Raw genomic sequence first — 23,954 nt, forward strand, 5'->3', positions numbered from 1 at the left:
GTCACATCTCCCGTCCGGTGCGGGCCGCGGCCAGGCGTACGGCGTCGAGGATCTTCTCGTAGCCGGTGCAGCGGCAGAGGTTGCCGGACAGCGCCTCGCGGATGTCGCCGTCGGTCGGTTCGGGGTTGCGTTCCAGCAACTCGTCGGCGGTGACCAGCAGTCCGGGGGTGCAGAAGCCGCACTGCACGGCGCCGGCCTCGACGAACGCCTGCTGGACGGTGGACAGTTCGCCGTCGGGCCCGGCCAGGCCCTCGACGGTGACGACCTCGCGGCCCTCGGCCTGTCCGGCGGCCACCAGGCACGAGCAGACCGGCACACCGTCGAGCCGGACCGTACAGGAGCCGCATTCGCCCTGCTCGCAGGCGTTCTTGGAGCCCGGCAGGCCCATCCGCTCACGCAGCACGTACAGCAGGCTCTCGCCCTCCCACACGTCATCGGCGTGCTGCGGGCGGCCGTTGACGGTGAAGTTCACGCGCATGACGCCGTCCTTCCCTGGCCCCGGTACTGCTCCCAGGCCCAGTCCAGGGTGCGGCGGGCCATCACGCCGAGTGCGTGTCTGCGGTACGCGGCGGTGCCGCGCACGTCGTCGATCGGGCGGGCGGACGCGGCTACCAGGAGCGCGAACTGCCGTGCCACCGACGGCGGTACGGGTCCGCCGCCCTCCCACAGACCGGCCTCGTCCAGCGCCGCCGTCAGGAACTCCTCGGCGGCCGTGGCCCGGATCGGGGTCGGCGCGGCCGAGCCGATGCCGGTGCGGACCGTACGGGTGTCGGGGTGCAGGGCGACGGCGAAGGCGCACACCGCGATGACCATCGCGTTGCGGGTGCCGACCTTGGAGAACTGCTGCGGCCCGGTGGCCTTCTTCAGGTGCACCGCCCGGATCAGCTCGTCGGGCGCCAGCGCGTTGCGCTTCACACCGGTGTAGAAGTCGTCGACGGGGATCATCCGGGTGCCGCGCACCGACACCGCCTCGACCTCGCCGCCGCCCGCGAGCAGCGCCGGGTGGGCGTCCCCGGCCGGGGAGGCGGTGCCCAGGTTGCCGCCGACGCCGCCGCGGTTGCGGATCTGCGGAGAGGCGACCGTACGGGCGGCGAGCGCGAGGGCCGGCAGCTGGTCTCCCAGCTCGGCCATGATCCGGGTGTACGGGACGCCCGCGCCGAGCCGTACGGTGTCCGGGCCGGCCTCCCACTCCTGGAGTTCGGCGACGCGGTTGAGGTCCAGCAGATGGTCCGGCCTGCGGTGGTCGAAGTTGATCTCGACCATCACGTCCGTGCCGCCCGCCAGGGGCACGGCGGTGGGGTGCGCGGCCTTGGCGGCCAGCGCCTCCTGCCAGTCGGCCGGGCGCAGGAACTCCATGCGGGGTCCTCTTCTCGAATTCCCGGTGCCGATGATCGCTTCGAGGGTGAGGAGGGGGACGAAGGGGAGGAGGGGAGGAGGGGAGGAGGGGAGGAGGGGGGCGAGGGGGAGGAAAAGCTGCTCCTGATGAGCAGAACACGCGTTGTCCGCCCAGTACACGGCTGTACGGCCGTCCGGGTGCAGTCACCGAAACCATGAAGCGTCCGACCGGCCGGCTCGCGGGTCTTGTAGATTCCTCCGAAGGGGCACCCGGGGACGACTCCGACACCGAACAGGGCGACGACGATGCGGCTGCGCGCACTGCTGGACACCGAAGCTCTCGGCCTGCGGCTGCTGGGCGGCGAGGCGGAGCTGGACCGTACCGTGCGCGGGGTCATGACCACGGACCTGCGCGACCCCGGCCGCTATCTGACCGGCGGCGAGCTGGTGCTGACCGGGCTGGCGTGGCGGCACGGGCCGGCGGACTCCGAGCCGTTCGTCCGCATCCTGGCCGGCGCGGGGGTGGCCGGGCTCGCGGTGGGCGAGGCGGAGCTGGGCGCGGTGCCCGACGATCTGACGGCCGCGTGCCTGCGCCACCGGCTGCCGCTCCTCGCGGTCGATGTGCGGGTCGCCTTCGCGACGATCACCGAGTACGTGTCCCGGCAGGTCTCCGGCGAGCGGGCCGGCGACCTGGCGGCGGTCGTGGACCGGCACCGGCGGCTGATCTCGCCCGGTCCCGGCGGCGGCGGCCCCGAGGCGGTGCTCGATCTGCTCGGCAGCGATCTGGACCTGCGGGCGTGGGTGCTGTCCGCGACCGGGCGGGAGATCGGCGGCGCCGCCGGGCACCCGCTGCCCGCGGCGGTCCGCGCGGAGCTGGCGGGCGCGGAGCAGGCCGCGCGCCGCACCGGGCGGCCCGCGCCCTACCGGGTGGCGGTGCCCGGCGGCCGTACGTACTCGCTCTTCCCGGTCCGCGCGGGCCAGCCGGGGGCGGAGGTACGGGCCGGGGTGCTCTCCGACTGGTTCCTCGCGGTGGAGGCCGACGCCGGGGAGTGGCCGGCCGAACGCCTGGACCTGCTGCACGGCGTCACCCAGTTGGTCGCGGTCGAACGCGACCGCAGGGACGCCGCCCGCGCGGTACGGCGGCGGCTGGCCACGGAGGTCTTCGAGCTGGTGCGGAGCGGGGCCGCGCCGGCCGAGGTCGGGGCGCGGCTGCGGGCGGCGGCGCCGGTGCTGGTCCCGGGCGCGGAGGGGGCGCCGCGGTGGCAGATCGTGGTGGCCCGGGTGGACTGGGCGGGCGGCGAGCCGCCTTCGGGGCCGGTCGCGCAGGCGGTCCTTGAGGAGGCGCTGGCCGATCCGTCCGAGCAGGGGCCCGACGCGGCGGACCGGGTGGCGGTCGCGCACGCGGAGGGGCGGGCGCTCGCGCTGGTGCCGGTGGTCGGCACGGGGAACGGCGAAGGCGGCGGGGACGGTGAGGGCGGCGAGAGTGGCGGGCCGGAGCCGCTGGCCGCTCAGCGGCTGCTGGGGGCGCTGCGGGGGCCGTTGGCGCGAGGGCTGGGCGAGGACGGGCGGCTGACGATCGGCGTCAGCGCGGCCGTGCACTCGCCGGAGGCGCTGCGCGGGGCGCTGGAGGAGGCGCGGCACGCCCGGCGGGTGGCGGCGGCCCGCCAGGGGCGGGTGTGCGCGGCCGGGCACGAGGAGCTGGCCTCGCACGTCCTGCTGCTGCCGTTCGTGCCCGACGACGTACGTCGGGCCTTCACCGCGCGGCTGCTCGACCCGCTGCGGGCGTACGACCGCAAGCACCGGGCGGAGCTGATCCCGACGCTTGAGGCGTTCCTGGAGTGCGACGGCTCCTGGACGCGGTGCGCGTCCCGGCTCCATCTGCACGTCAATACGCTGCGCTACCGGATCGGGCGGATCGAGCAGCTCACCGCGCGGGATCTGTCCCGGCTGGAGGACAAACTCGACTTCTTCCTGGCCCTCCGCCTGACCTGACCCTCCGGGCGGGTCCCCCGACCCGCCGCCGCGCGCACCCGCGTTCCGGGCACGCGGCCCCCCGAACGGTCACCGCGACGGCCGCGCACCCGCGCACCCGCGCACCCGCGCCGAGGGCGCCACCTCGGCGCCCGGGCCGCCCGTTGCCCGGCCCGGCACCCCAGGCGCGGGCAGGCGCGGGCAGGCGCGGGCAGGCCGCCCGGCGTACGCCGTCCCCAGGCGCGGGCAGAACCGTACGGGCCTGTCCTCCCCCGCGTACCGCGCGCAGATCCGGGTCACCGCCGGGCCGGGGCCGGGCGCCCCTCGCGCCCGGCGGCATGCGCCCGCGCGGGTCGGCCGTACCGAACAGCCCGGCGCGACCCGGCAGATCAGGGCAGGGGCTGGAGGCCGACTCCCGCACCCGGGCCGCCCGCCGACGTGCGCCCGTGGGGCCCGGCCCGTGCGAACAGCCCGGCGCGCACGCGCACGTCCCGACAGTGGCTGGAGGCCGACCCCGGCACCCGGGCCGCCCACCGACGTGCGCCCGTGGGGCCCGGCCGTACGAACAGCCCCACGCGCAGGTCCTGGCAGGGGCTGGAGCCGACTCCCGCGCCCGGACCGCACGCCGACCCGCGCCCGCGGGGCCCGGCCGTACGAACAGCCCGGGGCGACACGGCAGATCCGGGTCGCGGTCCGGCGGGGCCTCGGGCCCCACGCGCGGCCGTGCGCACCCGCACTGGGCCCGTCGGACCGGACAAGTCCGGCGGTCATGTTCCCGCGGCGGCGAGGCGGCGGGCTCCTTCGATCAGTTCGGCGCGGTCGGCCACCGCCGCTAAGGCGACGCGCAGGCCAGGTTCGAGGAGTGGGAGTTCCCGTACGCCACGGTGCTGGGCTGCGCGGAGGCCGCGCGGTACGCCCGCCGGGTCGGTACGCACGCCGCCGCCCGGCGCTCGGGCGCGCTCGCCGCCCATCTGCGCGACGCGCTGCGGACGATTCCCGGCATACGGGTGCTCGACCGCGGGGAACGGCTCGGCGCGCTGGTGACCTTCGCGGTCGAGGGCCGGGAACCGCTGCCGTTCAAGGCGGACATGGACGCGTGGGGCATCAACTCGGCGCTCAGCTATCGGGAGTTCGCGCAGTTCGACTTCGGCGACAAGGGCGTCGACTGGTGCCTGCGGCTGTCGCCGCACTACTACAACACCGCCGAGGAGGTGGACCAGGTCGCCGCGGCGGTCGCCGAGTCGATCGGCGCGGGCCGGTACACGCGCCGCTACTCCACACCGGAGGACGACACGCCGTGAACGCCGCAACCGCGCGGGCCGTACCCGCGGCCGTGGCGCCGCCGCGGGGCTCCGCCGCTGGTCGGCGGGCCTGTGGACCGCACCACGGGGGTGACCGGAACGGCCATTAGTGATTCCGTTCACAAGAAGTGATCTCCAACCCCTTGGCGAGGGGCCCCCGCACGTGCTGGACTTCCGCCACTGGCACACAACTGCATACGCATGCACTTGCTCGCACTGGCTCGACGACGCGCTTGGGGGAGATGCTGTGGCGGACACCGCCCTGTCGGAATCTGTGGTGGGGGTACCGGACGTCTGGCGGCTGCGCGCACGCGGCTGTTGGGCAGAGGCGGCGGCACTGCTCGCGCCCTTCTGCGACGACGACGCCGGTGCCGCGCTGCGCAGGGCGGAGTTGCTGGTCGAGGGGTGTTTCTACCACGTCGCCGGGTGGGCGGAGGCGGAGGACGCGCTGCGTACGGCGGAGGCGCTGGCCGCCACCGACGAGGAGCGCGGGGCCGCGGCCTCGGAGCGGGGGTATCTCGCGTACGGGGCGACGCTGTTCTCCGTACGGGACCGGGCGGACGAGGCGCGGTCCGCGTTCGGGCGCAGCGCCGCGCTGCTGGCCCCGGGGTCGCCGGGGCGGCCCCTGCTGGACTTCCGGCGGGGGCTGGTCGCGGAGAACATCGCGCGGAATCCGACGGCCGCGCGGGCGGCGTACCGGCGGGCGCACGCGGGGGCCGTGGCGCACGGGGACACCTTCCTCACGTCGTTCACCTGGCGGCACCTGGCCGGGCTCGCGGCGGCGGACGGGGATCTGGCGGAGGCGCGGCACGGGTTCGCGGAGTCGCTGCGGATCCGGGTCTCGCTCGGGCATCTCGTGGGGACGGCGCCGGCGCTGCTCGCTCTCGCGGACGTCGAGCCGGACCCGGAGGCGGAGCGCCTGCGGGAAGAGGCCGCGCGGCTCTACGAACTCCTCGACCGCGTCCCCCGCTGGCTGGCCCCGGCCTTCCCGACATAACCGCTCCGCGGAGGCCCCCGCACCCCGGCTGCGCGCCGGGCGGCCTGTCTCCGTCACCGGCCGCCGGTGGGCCGCGACAGCCACTCCGCGAGGTTCCCGCAGCCCCGGCGAGCCCGCCCCTACCCGGGGGCCGACCCGCCCTCTGGAGTTCCCGCAGCCCCGGCAGGTCCGCCCCCACCCGGGGGCCGGCCCGCCGGAAGGGACGTCCGGCACCGGCCGCCGGAGGATCACACCTCCCACCGCTGAGAGCAGCGCGCTCAGCGGTGGGCGCTGCCGTCGGCCGGGCGCGGCAGTGCGTGCGCGATGGGCTCAGCGGCACGCGGGTGCGCCGAGGCGCGGGCCGAACCTTTCCGGCCTCACGGAGGCGCGGCGGCTGCGAAGCAGCGGACCCAGAGACCCGGCGCGGGGCGGCGTGGGCCCGGCGCCAGCGGGACGGGCTTCGGCGAGCCCCAACAGCCCCGGCACGGCGCTTCGCGTGCGGCCGACCGCGCGTGCGTGGTGGGCTTGGCAACACGCGGACGGACTGAGGCCGCCGGGCCGAACATTTCGGCGCGGCGGCGACGAGGTGGCGGACCCAGAGACCCGACGCATACGGGTACAGGGCCGCGCGGGCCCGGCGCCAGCGGGTAAGGGATTCCGCGAGCCCCGGGCGGCCCCGGCGCGTACGCGTGCGGCCGACCGCGCGTGTGCGATGGGCTTCGCGGCACGCGGGTGCGCCGAGGCGCGGGGCCGGAGCTTTCCCGCCGCGCCGAGGCGCGGCGGCGACGTGGACGCAAGGGGTCGGGTACCGGCACGCGGGTTGTGTGATCGGTGGCGTCAGGGGTGGGTGAGGTGGCCGCGGGCGAGGGACTCGACCGCGGCGAGTTCGCCTGCGGCCACCGCGTCGAGCAGCGCGCCGTGTTCCGCCGCGTCCGCGGCCAACTCCGCTGGCCTGGCCGCGGAACGAGAACGCGGCACCTGCGCCCGTCGCAGCAAATCGTCCGCGACAGCGACCAGTTGAAGGTTCCCCGACAGCTCCAGCAGCGCCCGGTGGAACGCCCGGTCCGCCTCCGCGTACGCCCCGCCGTCCCCGAGCGCCGCCGCCGCGACGGTCGCCTCGGCCAGCGGCCGCAGCGCCTCCCAGCGCTGCGCCGGCACCGCCCGCGCCGAGGCCAGCAGCACCGGCACTTCGAGCAGCGCCCGTATCTCCGCCAGCTCCGCGAGATCCCGCGCGCTGCGCTCGGCGATCCGGAACCCGCGGTTGGGCAGCACCTCGACCGCGCCCTCGCGCGCGAGCACCTGCATGGCCTCGCGCACCGGCGTCGCCGACACCCCGTGCCGGGCGGCCAGCGCGGGCGCCGAGTGGACCGACCCCGGCGCCAGCTCCCCACCGGCGATCGCGCCCCGCAGCGCGGCCAGCACCTGATCCCGTACGGACAGCCGCTCGGGCAGCCGTAATGGCCCGTTCGGTCCCAGCGGTTCCACCGCCTCCACCCCCTGTCCCCCCGACACCTCGGCCGCCCGTCACCCGGGTGGCGCACTGCCGTTAGGTTAAACCCCACTCCGAACCGGTAAGGTAAGCCTTACCATGCCAGAAACCGCCGCCTCCTACGCCCGCCTGCACGCCGTTTTCCCCGGCCTGCGGGTGACCGCCGAACCGCCGCGCTCAGGCGCGGGCTGGGTGACCGTCAGCGAACTGCTGGCCGGCGGCGCCGCCCTGGACGCCTTCGTGGCCGAGGACACCGCGCAGGTGACCCGGGATCACGGCCGCCCGCCCCGCCCGGACGTGGCCGCGACACTGGCGCTGCACCGCTATCTGTGGCCGGCCTGTCTGCTCTTCACGGTGCCGTGGTTCCTGCACCGCAGGGTGCCGCGGCTGCCCGTCGGCGATGTGTCCTTCCACCGCGCGGACGGCCGGATGACCGTACGCGGCACGTCGTTCGCCTGCCTGCCGGGCGATCCGGCGGCCCGCCGGCCGGGCGCCAGGCCCGTACCGACGCAGGCCGCGCTGCGCGACGAGCTGCGGGCCGCGCTCGCGGAGCATCTCGGCCCGGTGCTCGACGGGTTCAGGCCACTGCTGCGGCGCGGACCGCGGGCACTGTGGGGCATGGCGACCGACGAGATCATCGAAGGGCTCTGGTACATCGGGGAGTTGCTCGGCGAGGAGGACCGCGCGATCGCGGAGCTGACCGCGCTGCTGCCGGGCGGCACCGCGCCGTTCGCGGCCGGCGCGCATTTCCGCGCGGGGATCAGGACCGACGATCCGTCAGTACCCGTCGAGGCGTCACGGAATCGTCTCACCTGCTGTCTGTTCTATACCATCAGCCCCACAGACGCCTGCGGTACGTGTCCGCGCACCTGCGATACTGACCGAATCGGCCGCCGGGCGTCTGCGGCTTGACGGATCGCGCTACGATCGCCGTCAACTCAAATGCTCTGGCACGAGAGTTCGAGCACCGGGAACCGTACGCGTGCTCTTGTACCGTAACGTCTGCACCTATCCGCGCTCTTCGCGATGATGTCGGTCGTGGGCCGCCCCGCGGCACGAGCGCGACGGAAGCGACACGAGGATTCGTACATGAGACTTACCGACATATCGCTGGACTGGACGATCTCGGGCGCCGTCGGCCTGGTCGTCCTCGTGGCTTGCGTCTTCGTCGTTCGCAACCGCCGTGCGGCCGCGAGCAACGGGCAGGCCGATTCATGGGAGCGCAGCGAGGATCGCCGCCGCAAGAAGGAGGCGATCTACGGAAGCGCCTCGTACGTTCTGCTGTTCTGCTGCGCCGCGGTGGCCGCCGCGCTGTCGTTCCACGGTCTGGTCGGCTTCGGCCGGGAGAACCTGGGACTGACCAACGGCTGGGAGTACCTGGTCCCGTTCGGCCTGGACGGCGCGGCCATGTTCTGCTCCGTGCTGGCCGTGCGTGAGGCCAGCCACGGCGACGCGGCGCTCGGCTCGCGCCTGCTGGTGTGGCTGTTCGCGGGCGCGGCGGCCTGGTTCAACTGGGTGCACGCCCCGCGCGGCGTGGACCACGCGGGCGCCCCGCAGTTCTTCGCCGGCATGTCGCTGTCCGCCGCGGTGCTCTTCGACCGCGCGCTGAAGCAGACCCGCCGGGCCGCGCTGCGCGAGCAGGGTCTCGTGCCGCGTCCGCTGCCGCAGATCCGTATGGTCCGCTGGCTGCGGGCGCCGCGCGAGACGTACGGCGCCTGGTCGATGATGCTCCTTGAGGGCGTGCGTTCGCTGGACGAGGCGGTCGAGGAGGTCCGTGAGGACAAGCGGCAGCGCGAGGCCAACTCGATGCGCCGCCGCGAGCACGACCGTCTGGAACGCGCCAAGGTGAAGGCGATCAACCGTTCGCACCGCAACTGGCCGCGTGGCGGCGGCCGGGGCGGACGTCAGGTGGAGCTGCCGGCGGCGAGCGCCGCCGGCGGCGGCCAGCCCGCATCGGAGCCTGCTATAGGACCTATGGCCGAACTGCCGTCCGGTGAACTGCCGGTACGCTCGCGCCCGGCGCTCCAGCCGGTGCGCGAGGACATCCCGGTCTCCGGCTCGGCCTCCGCGCAGGCGTCGGCTTCGGCGTCGAAGCCCATCGACCTGACGGCCGAGGACGACACGCTCACGCTCCCCCGACTGGACTCCCTGGAGCGCAAGTTGGAGGACCTGGAGCGGCAGTACGGCTGAGCGGACGCCGAGCCGGGTTCGTACCGGCTGAGCGGGCCCCAGCACAGCAGCTCGATCCCGCCCCTCGGGGCGGACTTGGCGGCGTGGCCGCCGGGGGACGATCCGTGTCCCCCGGCGGTCACGCCGTTCGCGCGTCCAGCTCGAACCACACCACCTTCCCGGGCTCCCGGGCGGACGCGCCCCACGCGTCGGCCAGCGCCTCCACCAGCAGCAGCCCCCGCCCCGACGTGCCGTGCTCGCCGTCGGCCTCCCGCGGGCGCGGCCGCGGCCGCCGGGCCAGCGAGTCCTGCACCTCGACCCGCAGCCGGGACACCGGCCCCGGGGTGAGCGTCGCGGTGAGTACGGCGCCGCCGCAGGTGTGCTGCAGCGCGTTGGTGAGGAGTTCGGTGGCCAGCAGGGCCGCCGGATCCACCAGCGCGGGAGCGCCCCACAGCCGCAGTCGGTCGCGCAGCAGCCTGCGCGTTTCGGCCACCGCGGCGAGGTCGGCCGGACGTATCGCCTGCCGTAATCGATTCCCCGTGATGTTCGTGTCAATCCCCCGTTCGGTCCAGTACACACCTCTGCGAGTAGGCATTCCCAGCCGCGATGCGTCCAGTCATGACTGGCCGAACTACCTACTTAAACTCTTTATACGTCCGATGTATCGCGGATGGATCTCTTGACATGAACGGTCCCGGCAGCCACTCTGTGGCGCGTTCATCCCCGTGTTTCTCGGGTGTTACGTCGCCTGTTACGTACATCCCGTCGCCTCGGGAGGGGCCGTGTACTCACAGCACCGCACATTCGCACTTCGACGAATGATCCGACCACCAGCCCTGGTTGCCACCGCAGTTCTGGCAGCCGGCCTCCTCGTACCCGCCGCGGCACCGCCCGCCGCCGCGGCCACCGCCACCACCGCCTGGCACAACGGGAGTTTCGCGGTGGACACCCCCAATGTGATCCGCCGCTCCGACATCGTGCTCGGCAAGGCGAACACCGCCGCCGCCCAGTCGCTGCCGCTCGGCAACGGTTCGCTGGGCGTGGCCGCCTGGGCCGCGGGCGGATTCACCGCGCAGCTCAACCGGGCCGACACGCTGCCCGGCCGCAAGTCCCCCGGACAGGTGCAGATCCCGGGCCTGTCCACGCTCACCAACGCCGCCGACTTCAAGGGCACCCTGGACCTCTACACCGGGGTGCTCACCGAGTCCGGCGGCGGTATGACGCTCAAGGCGTGGGTGTCCGCGACCAAGGACGAGTTGGTCGTGGATGTCACCGGGGCGGACCCCAACGCCCAGCAGTCGGCGACCGTCAGCCTGTGGTCCGGCCGCAACCCGCAGGCGGCCGCCTCCGGTTCGGTCGGCACCCTCGCCGAGACCTGGGTGGACAACCAGGAGGCGGGCTGGTCCGGCCGTACCTTCGGCTCGCTGGCCGCGCTCTCGGCGGGCGGCCGCAATGTGTCCGCCCAGGTGGTCAACTCCACCCAGGTGAAGGTGAACTTCACCCCGAACACCGACGGCTCCTACCGGGTGGTCGTCGGCGCCCCCACCTGGACCGGCGGCAACGCGGCCACCACCGCGTCCAACCTGCTGGGCTCCGACGCGAGCGCCGCGGAGTCCTCGCTGCTGTCCTCGCAGCAGTCCTGGTGGGCCAACTACTGGGCCAACACCGGTGTGCTGGAGGCCAATTCCTCCGACGGCACGGCGCAGTACATGGAGACGCTGCGCACGATCTACCTGTTCATGGAGGCCGCCTCGATGCGCGGCACCATCCCGGGCAGTCAGGCCGGGGTCGCCGACATGTTCAACTTCGGCCAGGACAAGCAGGCGTGGACGCCGTCGGCGACCTGGCTGTGGAATCTGCGCACCCAGATCTCGGCCAATATGAGCACCGGCAACTTCGCCCTCAACATCCCGATCTTCAACCTCTACCAGAACAGTCTGTCGGGCATCGAGGCGTGGACCAAACAGCAGATGGGCGGCCTGCCCGGGGCCTGTGTCCCCGAGGTGATGCGCTTCAACGGCAACGGCGGTGACCCGGGCAACGGCGCCAACGCCGCGTGCAGCCAGCCCGGCAGCCCCAACTGGAACGCCCTGAACATCACTTCGGGCGCCGAGATCAGCCTCTACATCTGGCAGCAGTACCAGGACACCGGCGATCTCAACTTCCTGCGCACCTACTACCCGCTGATGAAGGACTCGGCGGTCTTCCTGCTGGCCTATCAGAAGGTCGGCTCGGACGGTAAGTTGCACGCCGTCGCCAACGCGCACGAGACGCAGTGGGCCGTCCAGGACCCGACGACCGACCTGGCCGCCGACTCCGCGCTCTTCCCGGCCGTGATCAGCGCCGCGCAGCTGCTGGGCACCGACAGCGCCCTCCAGTCCCAACTGACCACCGCGCTGGGCCAGATACCGCCGTGGGCGCGTACCGACTACAACCGCACCCAGGTGCTCGCGCCGTCCGCGGACGCCTCCAACAACGACATCATCGCCTACTCCTACCAGCCGACCGCGACGATCAGGAACAGCGAGAACATCGACCTGGAGCCGGTGTGGCCGTACAACCTGATCACCGATGACCCCGGGGCGCTCAAGGACCTGGCCGTGCGCACGTACAACCACCGCGCGGTGACCGGCGGGAACGACTGGAGCATGGACGCGATCGACGCGGCCAGGCTCGGGCTCGCCGACCAGGTCGCGGCCAAGCTGGTGTCCATCACCCAGAGCCATCAGGTCTACATCAACGGCCTGGCCGACCTGGGCAACACGGTCGGCACCGAGGGCTACATCGAGCAGATCTCCGGCGTCGCCACCGCGCTGAACGAGGCGCTGGTGCAGGACTACGACGGCCTGCTGCGGATCGCCCCGGCCTGGCCGAGCGGCTGGGACGTCAGCGGCACGGTCTCGGTGCAGGGCAACACCAAGGTCGACGTCCAGGTGCAGAACGGCACCCCGGTCACGGTCGCCATCCAGGCCGGGTCGTCGCGCACCATGAAGGTCCGCAACCCCTGGCCCGGCCAGTCGGTGCAGGTGGTGAACGGGTCGAGCAACGCGGTCGTGGTCTCGCCGACCACCGCCGGCACCCTCAACGTACCCGTCGTCTCGGGCACTTCGTACCTGGTAGAGCCGGTCAACGCGCTCACCACCTCGCTGCCGTACGCACAGGTCTCCGGCTCCCCGGCGACCGCCGCGCGGCACCTGGGCAATGTGCAGATCGGCCTCGACGGCGGCGGCGGCACCCCGCCCGCCGGCGGCTCGGTGATCTCGCTCAGGGCCCACGCCAACGGCGACTACGTGACGGCCGAGAACGCGGGCGCAGCGCCGCTGATCGCCAACCGCACGGCCATCGGGCAGTGGGAGCAGTTCGACCTGATCGACCAGGGCGGCGGCTACATCGCCCTCAAGGCGCACGCCAACAACAAGTACGTCACCGCCGACGACGCCGGCGCCTCACCGCTGCTCGCCAAGGTGGACGCGGTGGGCACCTGGGAGCAGTTCCAGCTGATCCACAACGGCGACGGCAGCGTCAGCTTCAAGTCCCGGATCAACGGCGACTATGTGACCGCCGAGAACGCGGGCGCGGCCGCCCTGATCGCCAACCGGACCGCGATCGGCCCCTGGGAGGAGTTCGACCTGATCAACGACTGACCGACGACTGACCGACGAGCGGTCCGGTCGACGACCGACCGGGCAGCGCCCGGTCATGACCGACCGGCGAGCGACGACCCGGTCGTCCGTCCGCGAGCAGGGTGCCGCGCCGGTGAACTCCTTCACGGGCGCGGCACGTTGCGCAGATTGGAGCGGGCCAGCTGCACCATCTTGCCGACACCGCCGTCCAGCACCATCTTGCCCATCGACAGCGCGAACCCGCCGATCTGCTCACCGGTGATCTTCGGCGGGATGGACAGGGCGTGCGGGTCGGTCACCACGTCGACCAGCGCCGGGCCCTTGTGCCGGAAGGCGTCCCGCAGCGCGCCCGCCAGGTGTTTGGGCTTCTCCACCCGTACGCCGTAGGCGCCCGCCGCGGTGGCGACGGCGGCGAAGTCCGGGTTGCGCAGCGTCGTGCCGTGGGCGGGCAGGCCCTCGACCATCATCTCCAGCTCGACCATGCCGAGCGAGGAGTTGTTGAACAGCACGATTTTCACCGGGAGTTCGTACTGCACAAGGGTGAGGAAGTCGCCCATCAGCATGGTGAAGCCGCCGTCGCCGGCCATCGCCACGACCTGCCGCCGCCGGTCGAGGAACTGGGCGCCGATCGCCTGCGGCAGCGCGTTGGCCATCGAGCCGTGCGAGAAGGAACCGATCACCCGGCGCTTGCCGTTCGGCGTCAGATAGCGCGCCGCCCACACATTGCACATCCCGGTGTCGACCGTGAACACGGCGTCGTCGTCGGCAATGTCGTCCAGCACCGCGGCCACGTACTCCGGGTGGATCGGCACGTGCTTGTCGACCTTGCGGGTGTACGCCTTCACGACGCCCTCCAGCGCGTCGCTGTGCTTGCGCAGCATCCGGTCGAGGAACCGCCGGTCGGACTTGACCCGCACCTTCGGCGTCAGGCTGCGCAGTGTCTCGCCCACGTCGCCCCACACCGCGAGGTCCAACTTCGAGCGCCGCCCGAGGTGTTCGGGCCGCACATCGACCTGAACGATCGTCACGTCGTCCGGCAGGAAGGCGTTGTACGGGAAGTCGGTGCCCAGCAGGATCAGCAGATCGCACTCGTGCATGGCCTCGTAGGCGGCGCCGTAGCCGAGCAGTCCGCTCATGCCGACGTCGAACGGGTTGTCGAACTGAATCCATTCCTTGCCGCGCAGCGCGTGCCCGACCGGGGACTTGACGCGTTCGGCGAAGGTCATCACCTCTTCGTGCGAGCCCGCGGTGCCGCTGCCGCAGAACAGGGTGACGCGCTCGGCCCCGTCCACCAGCCGGGCCAGTTCGGCGATCTCGGCGTCACCCGGGCGTACGGCCGGACGGCGGGTGACCAGCGCGTGCTCGATGCTGCGCTGCGGCGCGGGCTGGGCGGCGATGTCGCCGGGCAGGCTGATCACGGACACACCGCCGCGGCCGACCGCGTGCTGGATCGCGGTCTGGAGCACCCGGGGCATCTGCTGGGCGTTGGAGATCAGCTCGCTGTAGTGGCTGCACTCCTGGAAGAGCCGGTCGGGGTGTGTCTCCTGGAAGTACGTCGTGCCGATCTCGCTGCTGGGGATGTGCGAGGCCAGCGCGAGCACCGGGGCCATCGAGCGGTGGGCGTCGTACAGACCGTTGATCAGGTGCAGATTTCCGGGGCCGCACGAGCCCGCGCAGGCGGCGAGCCGCCCGGTGAGCTGGGCCTCGGCGCCGGCCGCGAAGGCGGCGGTCTCCTCGTGCCGTACGTGCACCCATTCGACGGAAGGATTGCGGCGCACGGCGTCCACGACGGGGTTGAGGCTGTCGCCCACCACTCCGTACACGCGCTGGACGCCCGCGCGCACGAGGACGTCGATGAACTGCTCGGCCACGGTCTGCTTCGCCATGAGTCCATCTCGCCACGGCGGCCGCGGTCCCGCATCCCGGTGGGGGCGGGCCGTGGGGCCCGCGAGTGGCGCGGGGCCGTCACGCGTCCCAGACGGTCACCGCCGTACGGTCGTCGGCGTAGCCCTTGACGCGGGTCTGGGCGTCGGCGAGGTAGGCGGCCAGGCCCGGGACTCTGCCGCCGCCCCAACGCCCGGCCAGGTGCGCGGCCAGCGCCGGTTCGCCGCGCAGCGGCTCGGCCAGGCCCGCGCTGCACATCAGCAGGGCGTCACCCGGTTGAGCGACGGTGGCCCGGAAACGGAACGGCACGGTCGCCTCCTCCGCCGCGATGCCCAGGTCCAGGTCCTGCCACTCGCCGTCCCTGATCCGGAAGAGCCCGCCGTCGCCGACACCGAAGAAGAGCCGGATACGGCATTCGGGGTCGACGGGCAGCAGCAGGCAGCGCAGGGAGGCGGTGTACGAACCCTCGTCGAGGCCCAGGTCCTCGCCTCGGGCGCGGAGCCTGCCGTAGCAGCGGTCGGTCAGCCGGTGCAGCCCGGACTTCAACGAGCCGCGGCGGGCGTGGCGCAGATCGTCGGCGAGCCGGGCCCGGCTGCGGCCGACGGCCCCGGCGATCCACCCCACGGCGTCCTGCGCGGCCTTGTGCGCGTCGTCGGCGGCGCGGGCGCCGCTCGCCATGGCCACGAGCAGCAGGGCGTCGTCACCCGTGCCGAAACGGGCCGTGAGCAGCGCGTCCCTGCGGGGCTGGCCGCGGTAGCGGGCGGAGTCGCCGCGTACGGCGGCTGCCCGCAGCGTCAGCGGACCGTACGCCGCGCCGTCCAGCACGGTGTCCGGTACGAGGCCGTCCAGCCCGTCGGGGTCGGCCTCGGGCCAGGCGGTCGGCTCGGCCCCGTACGTCGGCGGCCCTCCGCCCACCACCCCGGGCTCCCCCACGTCCTCGCCCGCGGCGATCCACCCGGGCGGCAACTCCGGCGCCCACCGCACGTCCCCCTCCCCGAACACAGTCTCCCCCGGCACCCCCAGGCCCCCACCCCCGACCCGCGGATCCACGGACCGACTCCGGCCGCGCCCAGCGTCGATCCCAGCGCGGGACGCGGGCCCGGGCGCCCGATCGGACGGGCGGTTGGCACCGGGCTCGGGGACACTGCCCGGCGTACGGTCGGCGGCGGCGTCCTCGACGCGATCGGAAACGCGCGCGGGCGCGAGGCCGGGCTCAGGGTCAGCGGCCGGGTACTGGGCCCGGTCACCGGCCGACTCAGGCGCAACGGCGGACGTACGGTCACCGGCGGACTCGGAGTCAGGGCCAGGCACACGGCCGACAACCAGGTCCTGAGCGCGATCGGCGCCGGGCTCGGGGTCGCTGCCCGGCATACGGTCAGCGCCCGAATCGGACACCCGGCCAGAAACGAAGCCGGGCACACCGTCGGCGGCGGACTCAGCACGCTCAGGCGCAGATCCGGCGGCCGGATCGGACGCACGGTCGGGTGCGAAGCCGGGCACACCGCCGACGGCGGACTCGGCGCGGTCAGGCGCATAACCGGCAGCGGGATTGGAAGCACCGTCAGACGTACGGTCAGCGGCCGCGCCCTGAGCAGCATCGACGCCGGGCTCGGCGGCACGGTCAACCGCCGACTCGAAGGCCAAGCCCGACGTACGGCCGGAGGCGGGATCGGACGCACGGTCGGAGGCCAAGCCGGGCACACCACCGGAGGCGGACTCGGCACGGTCAGACGCAGATCCGGCGGCCGGATCGGACGCGCCGTCAGGCGCACGTCCGGAGGCCGCCTCCTGGGCGCGATCGGCGCCGGGCTCGGGGGCGCTACCCGGCGTACGCTCAGCGCGCGAATCGGGCGCACGGCCGGAGACGAAGCCGGGCACACCGCCGGCAGCGGACTCAACATGCTCAGGCGCAAATCCGGCGGCCAGATCAGAAGCACCATCAGACGTCCGGTCAGCGGCCACTTCCCGAGCAGCATCGACGCCAGGCTCGGCAGCCCGGTCAACGGCTGGCTCGGAGGCGAAGGCCGACGCTCGGCCGGCGGCCGGATCGGACGCACGGTCGGAGGCCAAGCCGGACGTACCGTCCGCAGCCGCGTCCTGAGCAGGGTCGACGCCCGCCTCGGGGGCGCGGTCAGACGTACCGTCCACAGTCACGTCCCGGACGCGGCCGACGCCGAACTCGGCGGCACCGTCAGATGTTCCGCCGGCAGTCGCGTCCTGGGTGCGATCGACGTCGGGTACGGGCGCGGAGGCCGACGCGCGGCCTGGGGCCGGGTCGGGCGTGAGACGGGGGTCGGACCGCTCCGGGGCCGGGGCCGGGGGCGGCGTGCCCCACTCCTCCGCGGAGGACGGCGCCGTGGGGGCCGCCCCGGGCGCGGCGGGCGCGGCGACCCGTGGCGCCACCCAGTCGTCCCAGGACCGCGCCGGAGGCGGCTCACCCGGTACGCCCGACGGGAAGGTCGGCTCCGCCGCCCAGGCGTCCCACGTCGCGGACCCGAACCCCGGCACGGCGTCCTGCGGAGACTCCTCCTCCGCGTCCTCCGCCGGTACGTCCGGTGCGGCCGCCTCCTCCACGGGGTCCGCGGCCTCAGGGCGTACGCCCTGCTGCGGGATCGGGCTCGGCGACGTGACAGCCGCGTCCGGCGGGGTACGAGGAGCAGCGAAGGTGGGCGGCGCCGACCACGGGTCCCAGACGGCCTGGGCCTCGGATTCGGCCTCGGATTCAGGCGCCCCCTCCGGCTCCTCCGCCACCCCCGGACCGGCGGCCCCCGACCGCGACCAGGCCCCCGTCAGAGGCGCCTTCTCGGATACGACAGGCTCGGCCGCCCGCGCCGGCACCGTACGCGCGGGCTCCCCCGGGACGGCCCGCGCCGGCCCTGACCAGGAGGCGGGCGCGGGAGGCGGCGTCGGCCGCCGCAACCGCATCGTCTCCGCACGCGGCGGAGGCGGCGGCGACATCGCGCTGAGCGCCGAGTCGAAGTGCGCGTCGATCGAATCGGCCTCCGCCCGCCCACCGGCAGCACTCGACCCGGCACCACCCGGCCCCGCGCCGGCCCCACCGTCGGCCCGGGGCGCGGCGCCCCCACCCGTGTCCGGCCCGGCGGCACCCCCGCCCCCGCCCCGCGGCCGCGCACCCGCGTCCGACCCGGCCGAGGCATCTCCCCCGTACAACTGCCCCCACCAGTCGTCCTCTTGACCGGGGTGCGCGTCGCCCTGCTGGCTCATGCCCTTATTGTCCACCGCCCGGGCCGCCGGGAAACGCGAATCGCCGGGGACGACCGCGGGCCCCACGCGGCGCCAAGCCGGCCGTATACCCCGTTCCGCGCGCCCGCACCGCGACGAAGCGCACCGAACCGCCCGGTCGGGCAGCGGACGCCGCCGGTTTCGGGCAGGGTGGGCCTCATGGGGACCGCACAGGTGTGCCTGATCGGCGCGGTGATACTGCTCGGACTCGTCGGCGTGGCGGCCCCCGGCGTACCGGGGACGCTGCTGTGCTGGGCGGCCGTGCTGTGGTGGGCGACGCTGGAGCACACCAGCCTGACCTGGGGCGTGCTGGCCGCGGCGACCGGTCTGCTGGCCGTGGCGCAGGTCCTGGTGTGGCTGATGCCGTCCCGGCGGATCCGCGACTCGGGGGTGACCTGGCGGACCGTGCTGACCGCCACCGGCGTGGCGATCGGCTGTTTCTTCGTCCTGCCGGTGCTGGGCTCGGTGCTCGGTTTCATCGGCACGATCTATGTGCGCGAGCGGGTGCGGCTGGGCGGCGGCCACCGTACGGCGTGGACGGCGACCCGGCGGGCGATGCGTACGGTAGGCGGCTCGGTGCTGGTCGAACTGCTGGCCTGCCTGATGGTGACGGGCGCGTGGATCGGCGCGGTGGTCGCGGGCTGAGCCGAACGATCCGAGCCGTACGAGGGAGCCGAGCCGTACGCCGACGCCGAGCCGTACGCCCGCGCCGACCGGGCCGGGGCCGAGCCGCCCGAGCGGCCCGCGACCCCCGTACGACCGGCCCGCTCAGTCCTCCAGCCCCCACGCGATGATCTTGTACGGTCGAATCCTGATCAGCTCTTCGCTGAGGAAGTCGCCGTGTTCGTGCGGCCCCACGACCTGCTCGGCGACCCCGCGGATCTCCACCCCGCGCACCTTCCACGGATTCACGCTCGCCACGTCGTCCACGACCAGGGAGACGAACGCGTTGTCGGCGACATTGCGCCATTTCTTGGTCTTGGCCATCGTCCATCCCCCGATGTCGACCGTGCCGTCCTCACGGAGGAAGAAGCCCACCGGGTTGGCCTGCGGGCGGCCCCGGCCGTCGACCGTGGCCAGGCGGCCGAGCCGCTGGGTGCGCAGATAGGCCAGCTCGACGTCGTTCAGTTGGGTCCGTGCGTCGCTTGTCGTCATGGGACCAGCCTCACACCATGGGCGCCGACCCGGCATCGGGCGTTGGGCCGAAGGGGCCGCGTCCCGGGGACCGGGCCGCCGGACGTAGGTCCACGGACCCGGGCGCGTACGGCCGCGCGGCGCGGGGCGAATCCGAGTCGGAGAGCGCTCTCACCATGCCCTTGGAACAGATACGCTGTCCTGAAACATATTGGTCGCCGAATTTCTGTTATCCGCGCGTGAAGGAGCCCTCCGTTGTCCGACCCGAGCTTCGCGCCCCGTCCCACGCTGGAGGCCGTCGCGGCGCGGGCCGGAGTGTCACGGGCGACCGCCTCGCGGGTCGTCAACGGCAGCAACGGCGTACGCGCCCCGCTGGCGGAACGGGTCAGGGAGGCCGTCGAGGAGCTGGGCTACGTGCCCAACCAGGCCGCCCGCACCCTGGTCACCCGGCGCAACGACGCCATCGCGGTGGTCGTCGCCGAGCCGGAGACACGTTTCTTCGCCGACCCCTTCTTCGCCCAGCAGATCCGCGGCATCAGCAAGGAACTCACCGCGTACGACAACCAGTTGGTGCTGCTGCTCACCGAGGGCGCGGCCGACTACGCCCGGGTGGGCCGCTATCTCGCGGGCGGCCATGTGGACGGCGCGCTGCTCTTCTCGCTGCACGACGACGACACGCTGCCCGTACTCGCCCGCAAGGCCGGGGTACCGACCGTGATCGGCGGACGTCCCGGCTGGTCGGACGGCGAGACGCTGTACGTCGACTGCGACAACCGGGGCGGCGCGCGCGACGCCGTGCACCATCTGCTGGGCCTGGGCCGTCGGCAGATCGCCCATATCGCGGGGCCGCTGGACCAGACCGCGTCCGTCGACCGGCTCGACGGCTTCCGCGACGTGCTCCCCGACACCGACCCGCGCCTGATCGCCGAGGGCGACTTCACCCCGGACGGCGGCGCCCGGGCGATGACCGAACTGCTCGACCGCTGCCCGGAGGTCGACGCGGTGTTCGCCGCCTCCGACGCCATGGCGTCGGGCGCCCTGCGGGTGCTGCGGACGCGGGGCCGCCGGGTGCCGGAGGACGTGGCGGTGGTCGGCTTCGACGACATCGTCTCGTTCGCGCAGTGGGCGGACCCGCCGTTGACGACGATCCGTCAGGACATCGAGGAAATGGGCCGCATGATGGCCCGGCTGCTGCTGCGCAGGATCGAGCCCTCGGCGGTGGCGCCGGGAGTTCCGGCGCTGTCGTCGATAGTGACGCCGACTCATCTGGTGGTCCGCGGGTCGGCGTGAGCGCGGCGCGGGGCGTACGGCCTGATCAAGGGCGGGCGTACGGCATGCGTACGGCCTGATGTGGCGTGGGCGCGGACCGGCGTACCCGGCCTGACCCGACGTGAACCGGCCCCGCGTGGGCCGGCTTAGGCATGCCCCGGCGCGGTGACGGCCTGGCGCGAGGGCGCGGACCCGTGCGGCGCGGGCGGTCGAACACGTATCGGTGAACCGTGGGTTGGGAGGTTCGACGACGGGAATATAACGATCAGGCAGCGAACGTGATGGTGCGGTGAAGGCCGCGCGCAAGTGAGGGAGGTCTCGGCATGGCGTACAGCGTGATCCTTGGGATCGTGATCGTCGCACTTGTGGTCGTCTGTGTCATCGGGTCCTTCTGGAGCGCGGGCAGTCCGATAGCGGTCCGGCGCCGCCACGGGCGTGACGGCGGCGCCGGATGAGCCGGATGAGCCGAACAGGCCGTGCTGTCGTGGGCGGTCGGGCGGGTCAGCGGCCCGTCGTCCGGGGCTGACCCGCCGTCACCCGGGTCAGTAGACCCGGCGGTGGCCCCCGCCTCCCCCGCGCTTGCGCTCGTACATCTCCCGTCCGGCGGCCGAGCGTTGCTTCCACTCGCGCCGCATCTCGGAGCGCAGCCGCTGGTCGGTGCGTGAGGCGATCCAGGCGTTCTCGCGCAGCAGCTTGCGGTAGCTGTCCAGCCTGCGGTGCGGCAGCGTGCCGTCCTCCAGGGCGGCGAGCACCGCGCAGCCGGGTTCCGACAGGTGGGAGCAGTCCTGGAAGCGGCAGTCCTCGGCGAGTCGTTCGATCTCAGAGAACACCTGGGTGAGGCCGGTCTGTACGTCCCACAGGCCGACCCCGCGCAGTCCCGGGGTGTCGATCAGCACTCCGCCGCCGGGCAGCGGCAGCAGGTCGCGGGTGGTCGTGGTGTGCCGCCCCTTCCCGTCCGCGTCCCGGGTGGCCTGGACCTCCTGCACCTCGCTGCCCAACAGCGCGTTGGTCAGCGTGGACTTGCCCGCGCCCGACTGCCCGAGCAGCACGGCGGTCCCGCCGCCCAGCGCCGCCGTGAGCACATCAAGGCCGTCCCCGGTCGCGGCGCTCGCGGCGACCACCAGCACCCCGGGGGCCGCGGCCTCCGCGTCCGCCAGCAGATGCGTGGTGTCGGGCACGAGGTCGGCCTTGGTCAGTACGACCACCGGCTGCGCCCCGGACTCCCACGCCAGTGAAAGGAACCGTTCCAGCCGCCCGAGGTCCAGTTCGGCCGCGAGCGACATGCAGATGACCACATGATCGAGGTTGGTGGCGAGCACCTGACCCTCCGACCGCTTGGACGACGTCGACCGTACGAACGCGGTGCGCCGCGGCAGCAGCTTGCGTACGACCCGCGGATCGCCCTGCGCGTCGAGGGCCGCCCAGTCACCCGTGCACACGATGCGCATCGGGTCGGCCGGCGTGACCGGCGAGGTGTCCGCGCGGACGATGCCGTCCGCGGTGAACACGTCGCACATGTTCCGGTCCACCCGTACGACCCGCCCGGGCAGCAGCCCCAGCGCGGCATACGGGACGAACTCCGCCTCCCACACGTCATCCCACCCGAAGGGGACGAGAGCATGCGAAGAAGCAGAGGAGAAAGAGAAAGACAACGGGAAACCCTTCACAAGGGTGGCCCCGGCGGCGCGCCTGGCGCGCGGAAGGAGAGAGGTCAGCCGGCGACCACGAAGGTGGAATTGATGAGCTTCTGGTTCTGGGCACGGCCCATCGCAAAAACAGCCATCGTTCACACCTCCCGGTCAACGCTCACGGCTGACGCGGAGCTTCTTGCGGCTCCGCGACGAACCCGAGCACCGTAGCGCCCGGCATTGGCGCCCCGCCACTTGTTTTATCGGCGACCGATTTCCGCGATCCCCACCCCGGGGCCACCGGCTCGGAGACCACCCGCGCGGGGGCCGGCCACAGCCGCGCGCCGACCGCTCCCGGCCGTCACCGGCCGGACGGCGGGCCGTCGTAGCGCACCAGGAGGACGGCGATGTCGTCGTCGAGTCCGGCGCCGCTGTAGCGCAGCAGCCGCTGGTGGAGCAGGTCGAGCAGTGTGCGGGACGGCATCGGTCCCTGCTGGCGGGCCCACTGGAGCAGCGGGAAGAACACCCCGGCGCGGTTCCTGGTCTCGGTGACGCCGTCGGTGTACAGCAGCAGCTGGTCGCCGGGGGAGAGCGGGACCGTGTCCATGGTGTACTCGGCGCCGATCAGCCTGGCCATGTTGATGGGCGGCGAGGGTTCGGTCGGATCCACCGACCTGACGTCTCCCGTGGCGCACAGCAGCAGCGGTGGCGGGTGCCCGCAGTTGACGAACACGGCGGACCCGCCCTGGTGCGGGATCTCGGCGAGTACGGCGGTGGCGAACCGTTCCCCGGCATCAGGCGAGGGCAGGGTGTCGCTGTAGCGGGCCAGGCTGGTGTCCAGCCGGCGGGCCAGCCGTTCGAGATCCGGCTCGTCGTACGCCGCCTCGCGGAAGGAGTGCATGATGGCGCTGGCCACCCCCACGGCGGACAGGCCCTTCCCGCGGACGTCGCCGATGAGCATCCGGACCCCGTGCCGGGTCTCGATGACCTCGAAGAAGTCCCCGCCGATGCGGGCTTCCTCGGCGGCGGCGAGGTAGAGCGACTCGATCCGGATGTTCGGCAGGGAGTGCGGCAGCGGATGCAGTACGACGGCCTGGGCGGCGTCGGCGACCGAGCGGACCTGGGAGAGGGTGCGTTCGCGCTGGAGCCGTACATGGGAGGCGTAGGCGGCCGCGGCGGTGACCGCGGCGATGGCGCCCAGCGTGAAGACGGGGGCCTGTTGCTTGAGAATGAGTTCGATGGCGATCACCAGGACCACCGTGACCGCGCCCAGGCCGATGGTGGCCGCCACCGACCACATGGACGCGGCCAGCGCGGGCGCGGCGGGCAGCAGCCGGCTGACGGCGAAGTTCTTCGGCGTGGACGCGGCCAGCGCGCCGATCACCAGGGTCAGCAGCAGCGGCGCCGCCTGCACGGAATTCCACCGCCGGGGCCGCAGCCGCCGGTGCCAGGGCCGGTGATCCGTCGTCATATAAGCGAGCGTATCCGCACAATCCGCTCATACGACGCGGCGCGACGGCGTGTTCCCTTCCCTACAGGGTCCCCTCGGCGGCCGACCGACGACCGCCCACCGCCCCCACGATCAGCTCGCCGCGCCGGGGTCCGGCTCCCGCGCCGCACTCCGCGTCCGGGCCGGCCTCTACAGGGCCGAGCCCGGACGCCGGACGCGGGCTCTCACTTCGCGCGCCTTCTCCTGGCGTTCATCCGCTGCGCGAACCCGAACACCGGGACGACGGCGAGCGGCTCGACGACGATGCACCAGGCGTCCGGCACGAGCCAGACCACAAGGGATTCGAAGACGACGAGGAACAGCACGGCGCCGATGAGGAAGCTCCTCCCCCACACCCAGGCGACAGGGCTGTAATCACCCATGGGAAGAGGGTCGGGCACGGGCTCCGCGCCCCGCGGTTCGTTCTCGGCGCTCATCGGACA

The 23,954-nt window shown here is 73.4% G+C and carries 19 protein-coding genes and 1 pseudogene; 10 read left to right on the forward strand and 10 right to left on the reverse strand.

Annotated elements, in window-relative coordinates; genetic code table 11:
- Window position 1 precedes the first annotated feature (1 nt).
- Entirely contained in the window at window positions 2–478 is a 477-nt protein-coding gene (locus tag OHA30_RS06005) for a (2Fe-2S)-binding protein (protein ID WP_328912747.1), read from the reverse strand.
- Window positions 469–1,356 carry an FAD binding domain-containing protein gene (locus tag OHA30_RS06010; protein WP_328912748.1) on the reverse strand — a complete coding sequence of 296 codons (888 nt, stop codon included), beginning with the start codon at window positions 1,354–1,356 and terminating at the stop codon, window positions 469–471. Before OHA30_RS06010 ends, OHA30_RS06005 begins: the two co-directional genes overlap by 10 nt.
- A gap of 285 nt (window positions 1,357–1,641) precedes the next feature.
- Between OHA30_RS06010 and OHA30_RS06015 the strand changes: the two genes are divergently transcribed.
- The 3 genes and pseudogenes from OHA30_RS06015 (at window position 1,642) to OHA30_RS06025 (ending at window position 5,604) form a co-directional block, all read left to right on the forward strand.
- A complete protein-coding gene (locus tag OHA30_RS06015; RefSeq protein ID WP_328912749.1) occupies window positions 1,642–3,327 on the forward strand; it encodes a PucR family transcriptional regulator ligand-binding domain-containing protein in 1,686 nt (561 codons plus the stop codon).
- An 839-nt stretch (window positions 3,328–4,166) separates the two neighbouring features.
- Window positions 4,167–4,607, forward strand: a pseudogene (locus OHA30_RS06020) (aminotransferase class V-fold PLP-dependent enzyme); the annotation flags it as partial.
- A gap of 247 nt (window positions 4,608–4,854) precedes the next feature.
- Window positions 4,855–5,604, forward strand: coding sequence for a hypothetical protein (locus OHA30_RS06025; protein WP_328912750.1), 750 nt, complete (start codon window positions 4,855–4,857; stop codon window positions 5,602–5,604).
- A gap of 816 nt (window positions 5,605–6,420) precedes the next feature.
- On the opposite strand, the gene OHA30_RS06030 is transcribed toward OHA30_RS06025, so the two are convergent.
- Window positions 6,421–7,077 carry a GntR family transcriptional regulator gene (locus OHA30_RS06030; protein WP_328912751.1) on the reverse strand — a complete coding sequence of 219 codons (657 nt, stop codon included), beginning with the start codon at window positions 7,075–7,077 and terminating at the stop codon, window positions 6,421–6,423.
- Between the two features lie 94 nt (window positions 7,078–7,171).
- Between OHA30_RS06030 and OHA30_RS06035 the strand changes: the two genes are divergently transcribed.
- A complete protein-coding gene (locus OHA30_RS06035; protein WP_328912752.1) occupies window positions 7,172–7,984 on the forward strand; it encodes a (2Fe-2S)-binding protein in 813 nt (270 codons plus the stop codon).
- Window positions 7,985–8,161: 177 nt separating this feature from the next.
- On the forward strand, window positions 8,162–9,262 hold the full coding sequence (locus tag OHA30_RS06040) for a DUF2637 domain-containing protein (protein ID WP_328912753.1): 1,101 nt from the start codon (window positions 8,162–8,164) through the stop codon (window positions 9,260–9,262).
- Window positions 9,263–9,380: 118 nt separating this feature from the next.
- Here the strand turns inward: OHA30_RS06040 and OHA30_RS06045 are convergent, their stop codons facing one another.
- Window positions 9,381–9,818 carry an ATP-binding protein gene (locus OHA30_RS06045; protein ID WP_328912754.1) on the reverse strand — a complete coding sequence of 146 codons (438 nt, stop codon included), beginning with the start codon at window positions 9,816–9,818 and terminating at the stop codon, window positions 9,381–9,383.
- 241 nt (window positions 9,819–10,059) lie between these two features.
- On the opposite strand from OHA30_RS06045, the gene OHA30_RS06050 reads away from it, so the two are divergent.
- The gene (locus tag OHA30_RS06050; RefSeq protein WP_328912755.1) at window positions 10,060–12,885 is read left to right on the forward strand and encodes a fascin domain-containing protein; all 2,826 of its coding nucleotides are present in this window, start codon (window positions 10,060–10,062) and stop codon (window positions 12,883–12,885) included.
- Between the two features lie 122 nt (window positions 12,886–13,007).
- Here OHA30_RS06050 and OHA30_RS06055 read toward each other — a convergent pair whose 3' ends face one another.
- Window positions 13,008–14,750 carry a pyruvate dehydrogenase gene (locus OHA30_RS06055; RefSeq protein WP_328912756.1) on the reverse strand — a complete coding sequence of 581 codons (1,743 nt, stop codon included), beginning with the start codon at window positions 14,748–14,750 and terminating at the stop codon, window positions 13,008–13,010.
- 79 nt (window positions 14,751–14,829) lie between these two features.
- Window positions 14,830–15,732 carry a protein phosphatase 2C domain-containing protein gene (locus OHA30_RS06060; RefSeq protein WP_328912757.1) on the reverse strand — a complete coding sequence of 301 codons (903 nt, stop codon included), beginning with the start codon at window positions 15,730–15,732 and terminating at the stop codon, window positions 14,830–14,832.
- 1,372 nt (window positions 15,733–17,104) lie between these two features.
- On the opposite strand from OHA30_RS06060, the gene OHA30_RS06065 reads away from it, so the two are divergent.
- Window positions 17,105–17,944 (forward strand): hypothetical protein, encoded by an 840-nt coding sequence (locus OHA30_RS06065; RefSeq protein WP_328912758.1) that lies wholly within the window; start codon window positions 17,105–17,107, stop codon window positions 17,942–17,944.
- 206 nt (window positions 17,945–18,150) lie between these two features.
- Window positions 18,151–18,636, forward strand: coding sequence for a DUF456 domain-containing protein (locus OHA30_RS06070; protein WP_328912759.1), 486 nt, complete (start codon window positions 18,151–18,153; stop codon window positions 18,634–18,636).
- 123 nt (window positions 18,637–18,759) lie between these two features.
- Here the strand turns inward: OHA30_RS06070 and OHA30_RS06075 are convergent, their stop codons facing one another.
- Window positions 18,760–19,146, reverse strand: coding sequence for a PPOX class F420-dependent oxidoreductase (locus tag OHA30_RS06075; protein WP_328912760.1), 387 nt, complete (start codon window positions 19,144–19,146; stop codon window positions 18,760–18,762).
- Window positions 19,147–19,380: 234 nt separating this feature from the next.
- On the opposite strand from OHA30_RS06075, the gene OHA30_RS06080 reads away from it, so the two are divergent.
- Both OHA30_RS06080 and OHA30_RS06085 read left to right on the forward strand, forming a co-directional pair.
- On the forward strand, window positions 19,381–20,415 hold the full coding sequence (locus tag OHA30_RS06080) for a LacI family DNA-binding transcriptional regulator (RefSeq protein ID WP_328912761.1): 1,035 nt from the start codon (window positions 19,381–19,383) through the stop codon (window positions 20,413–20,415).
- A 302-nt stretch (window positions 20,416–20,717) separates the two neighbouring features.
- The gene (locus tag OHA30_RS06085) at window positions 20,718–20,849 is read left to right on the forward strand and encodes a hypothetical protein (RefSeq protein WP_328912762.1); all 132 of its coding nucleotides are present in this window, start codon (window positions 20,718–20,720) and stop codon (window positions 20,847–20,849) included.
- Between the two features lie 87 nt (window positions 20,850–20,936).
- Here OHA30_RS06085 and rsgA read toward each other — a convergent pair whose 3' ends face one another.
- The 3 genes from rsgA to OHA30_RS06100 all read right to left on the reverse strand — a co-directional run bounded on the left by rsgA (window position 20,937) and on the right by OHA30_RS06100 (window position 23,894).
- Window positions 20,937–22,061, reverse strand: coding sequence for a ribosome small subunit-dependent GTPase A (gene rsgA / locus OHA30_RS06090; protein WP_328912763.1), 1,125 nt, complete (start codon window positions 22,059–22,061; stop codon window positions 20,937–20,939).
- A gap of 322 nt (window positions 22,062–22,383) precedes the next feature.
- Window positions 22,384–23,493 carry a PP2C family protein-serine/threonine phosphatase gene (locus OHA30_RS06095; protein WP_328912764.1) on the reverse strand — a complete coding sequence of 370 codons (1,110 nt, stop codon included), beginning with the start codon at window positions 23,491–23,493 and terminating at the stop codon, window positions 22,384–22,386.
- 203 nt (window positions 23,494–23,696) lie between these two features.
- Window positions 23,697–23,894 carry a hypothetical protein gene (locus OHA30_RS06100; RefSeq protein WP_328912765.1) on the reverse strand — a complete coding sequence of 66 codons (198 nt, stop codon included), beginning with the start codon at window positions 23,892–23,894 and terminating at the stop codon, window positions 23,697–23,699.
- Between the last annotated feature and the right edge of the window lie 60 nt (window positions 23,895–23,954).

Origin of the sequence: Streptomyces sp. NBC_00223 (genome assembly GCF_036199905.1) — a bacterium.
In the GTDB taxonomy this organism is placed as follows: Bacteria; Actinomycetota; Actinomycetes; order Streptomycetales; family Streptomycetaceae; genus Actinacidiphila.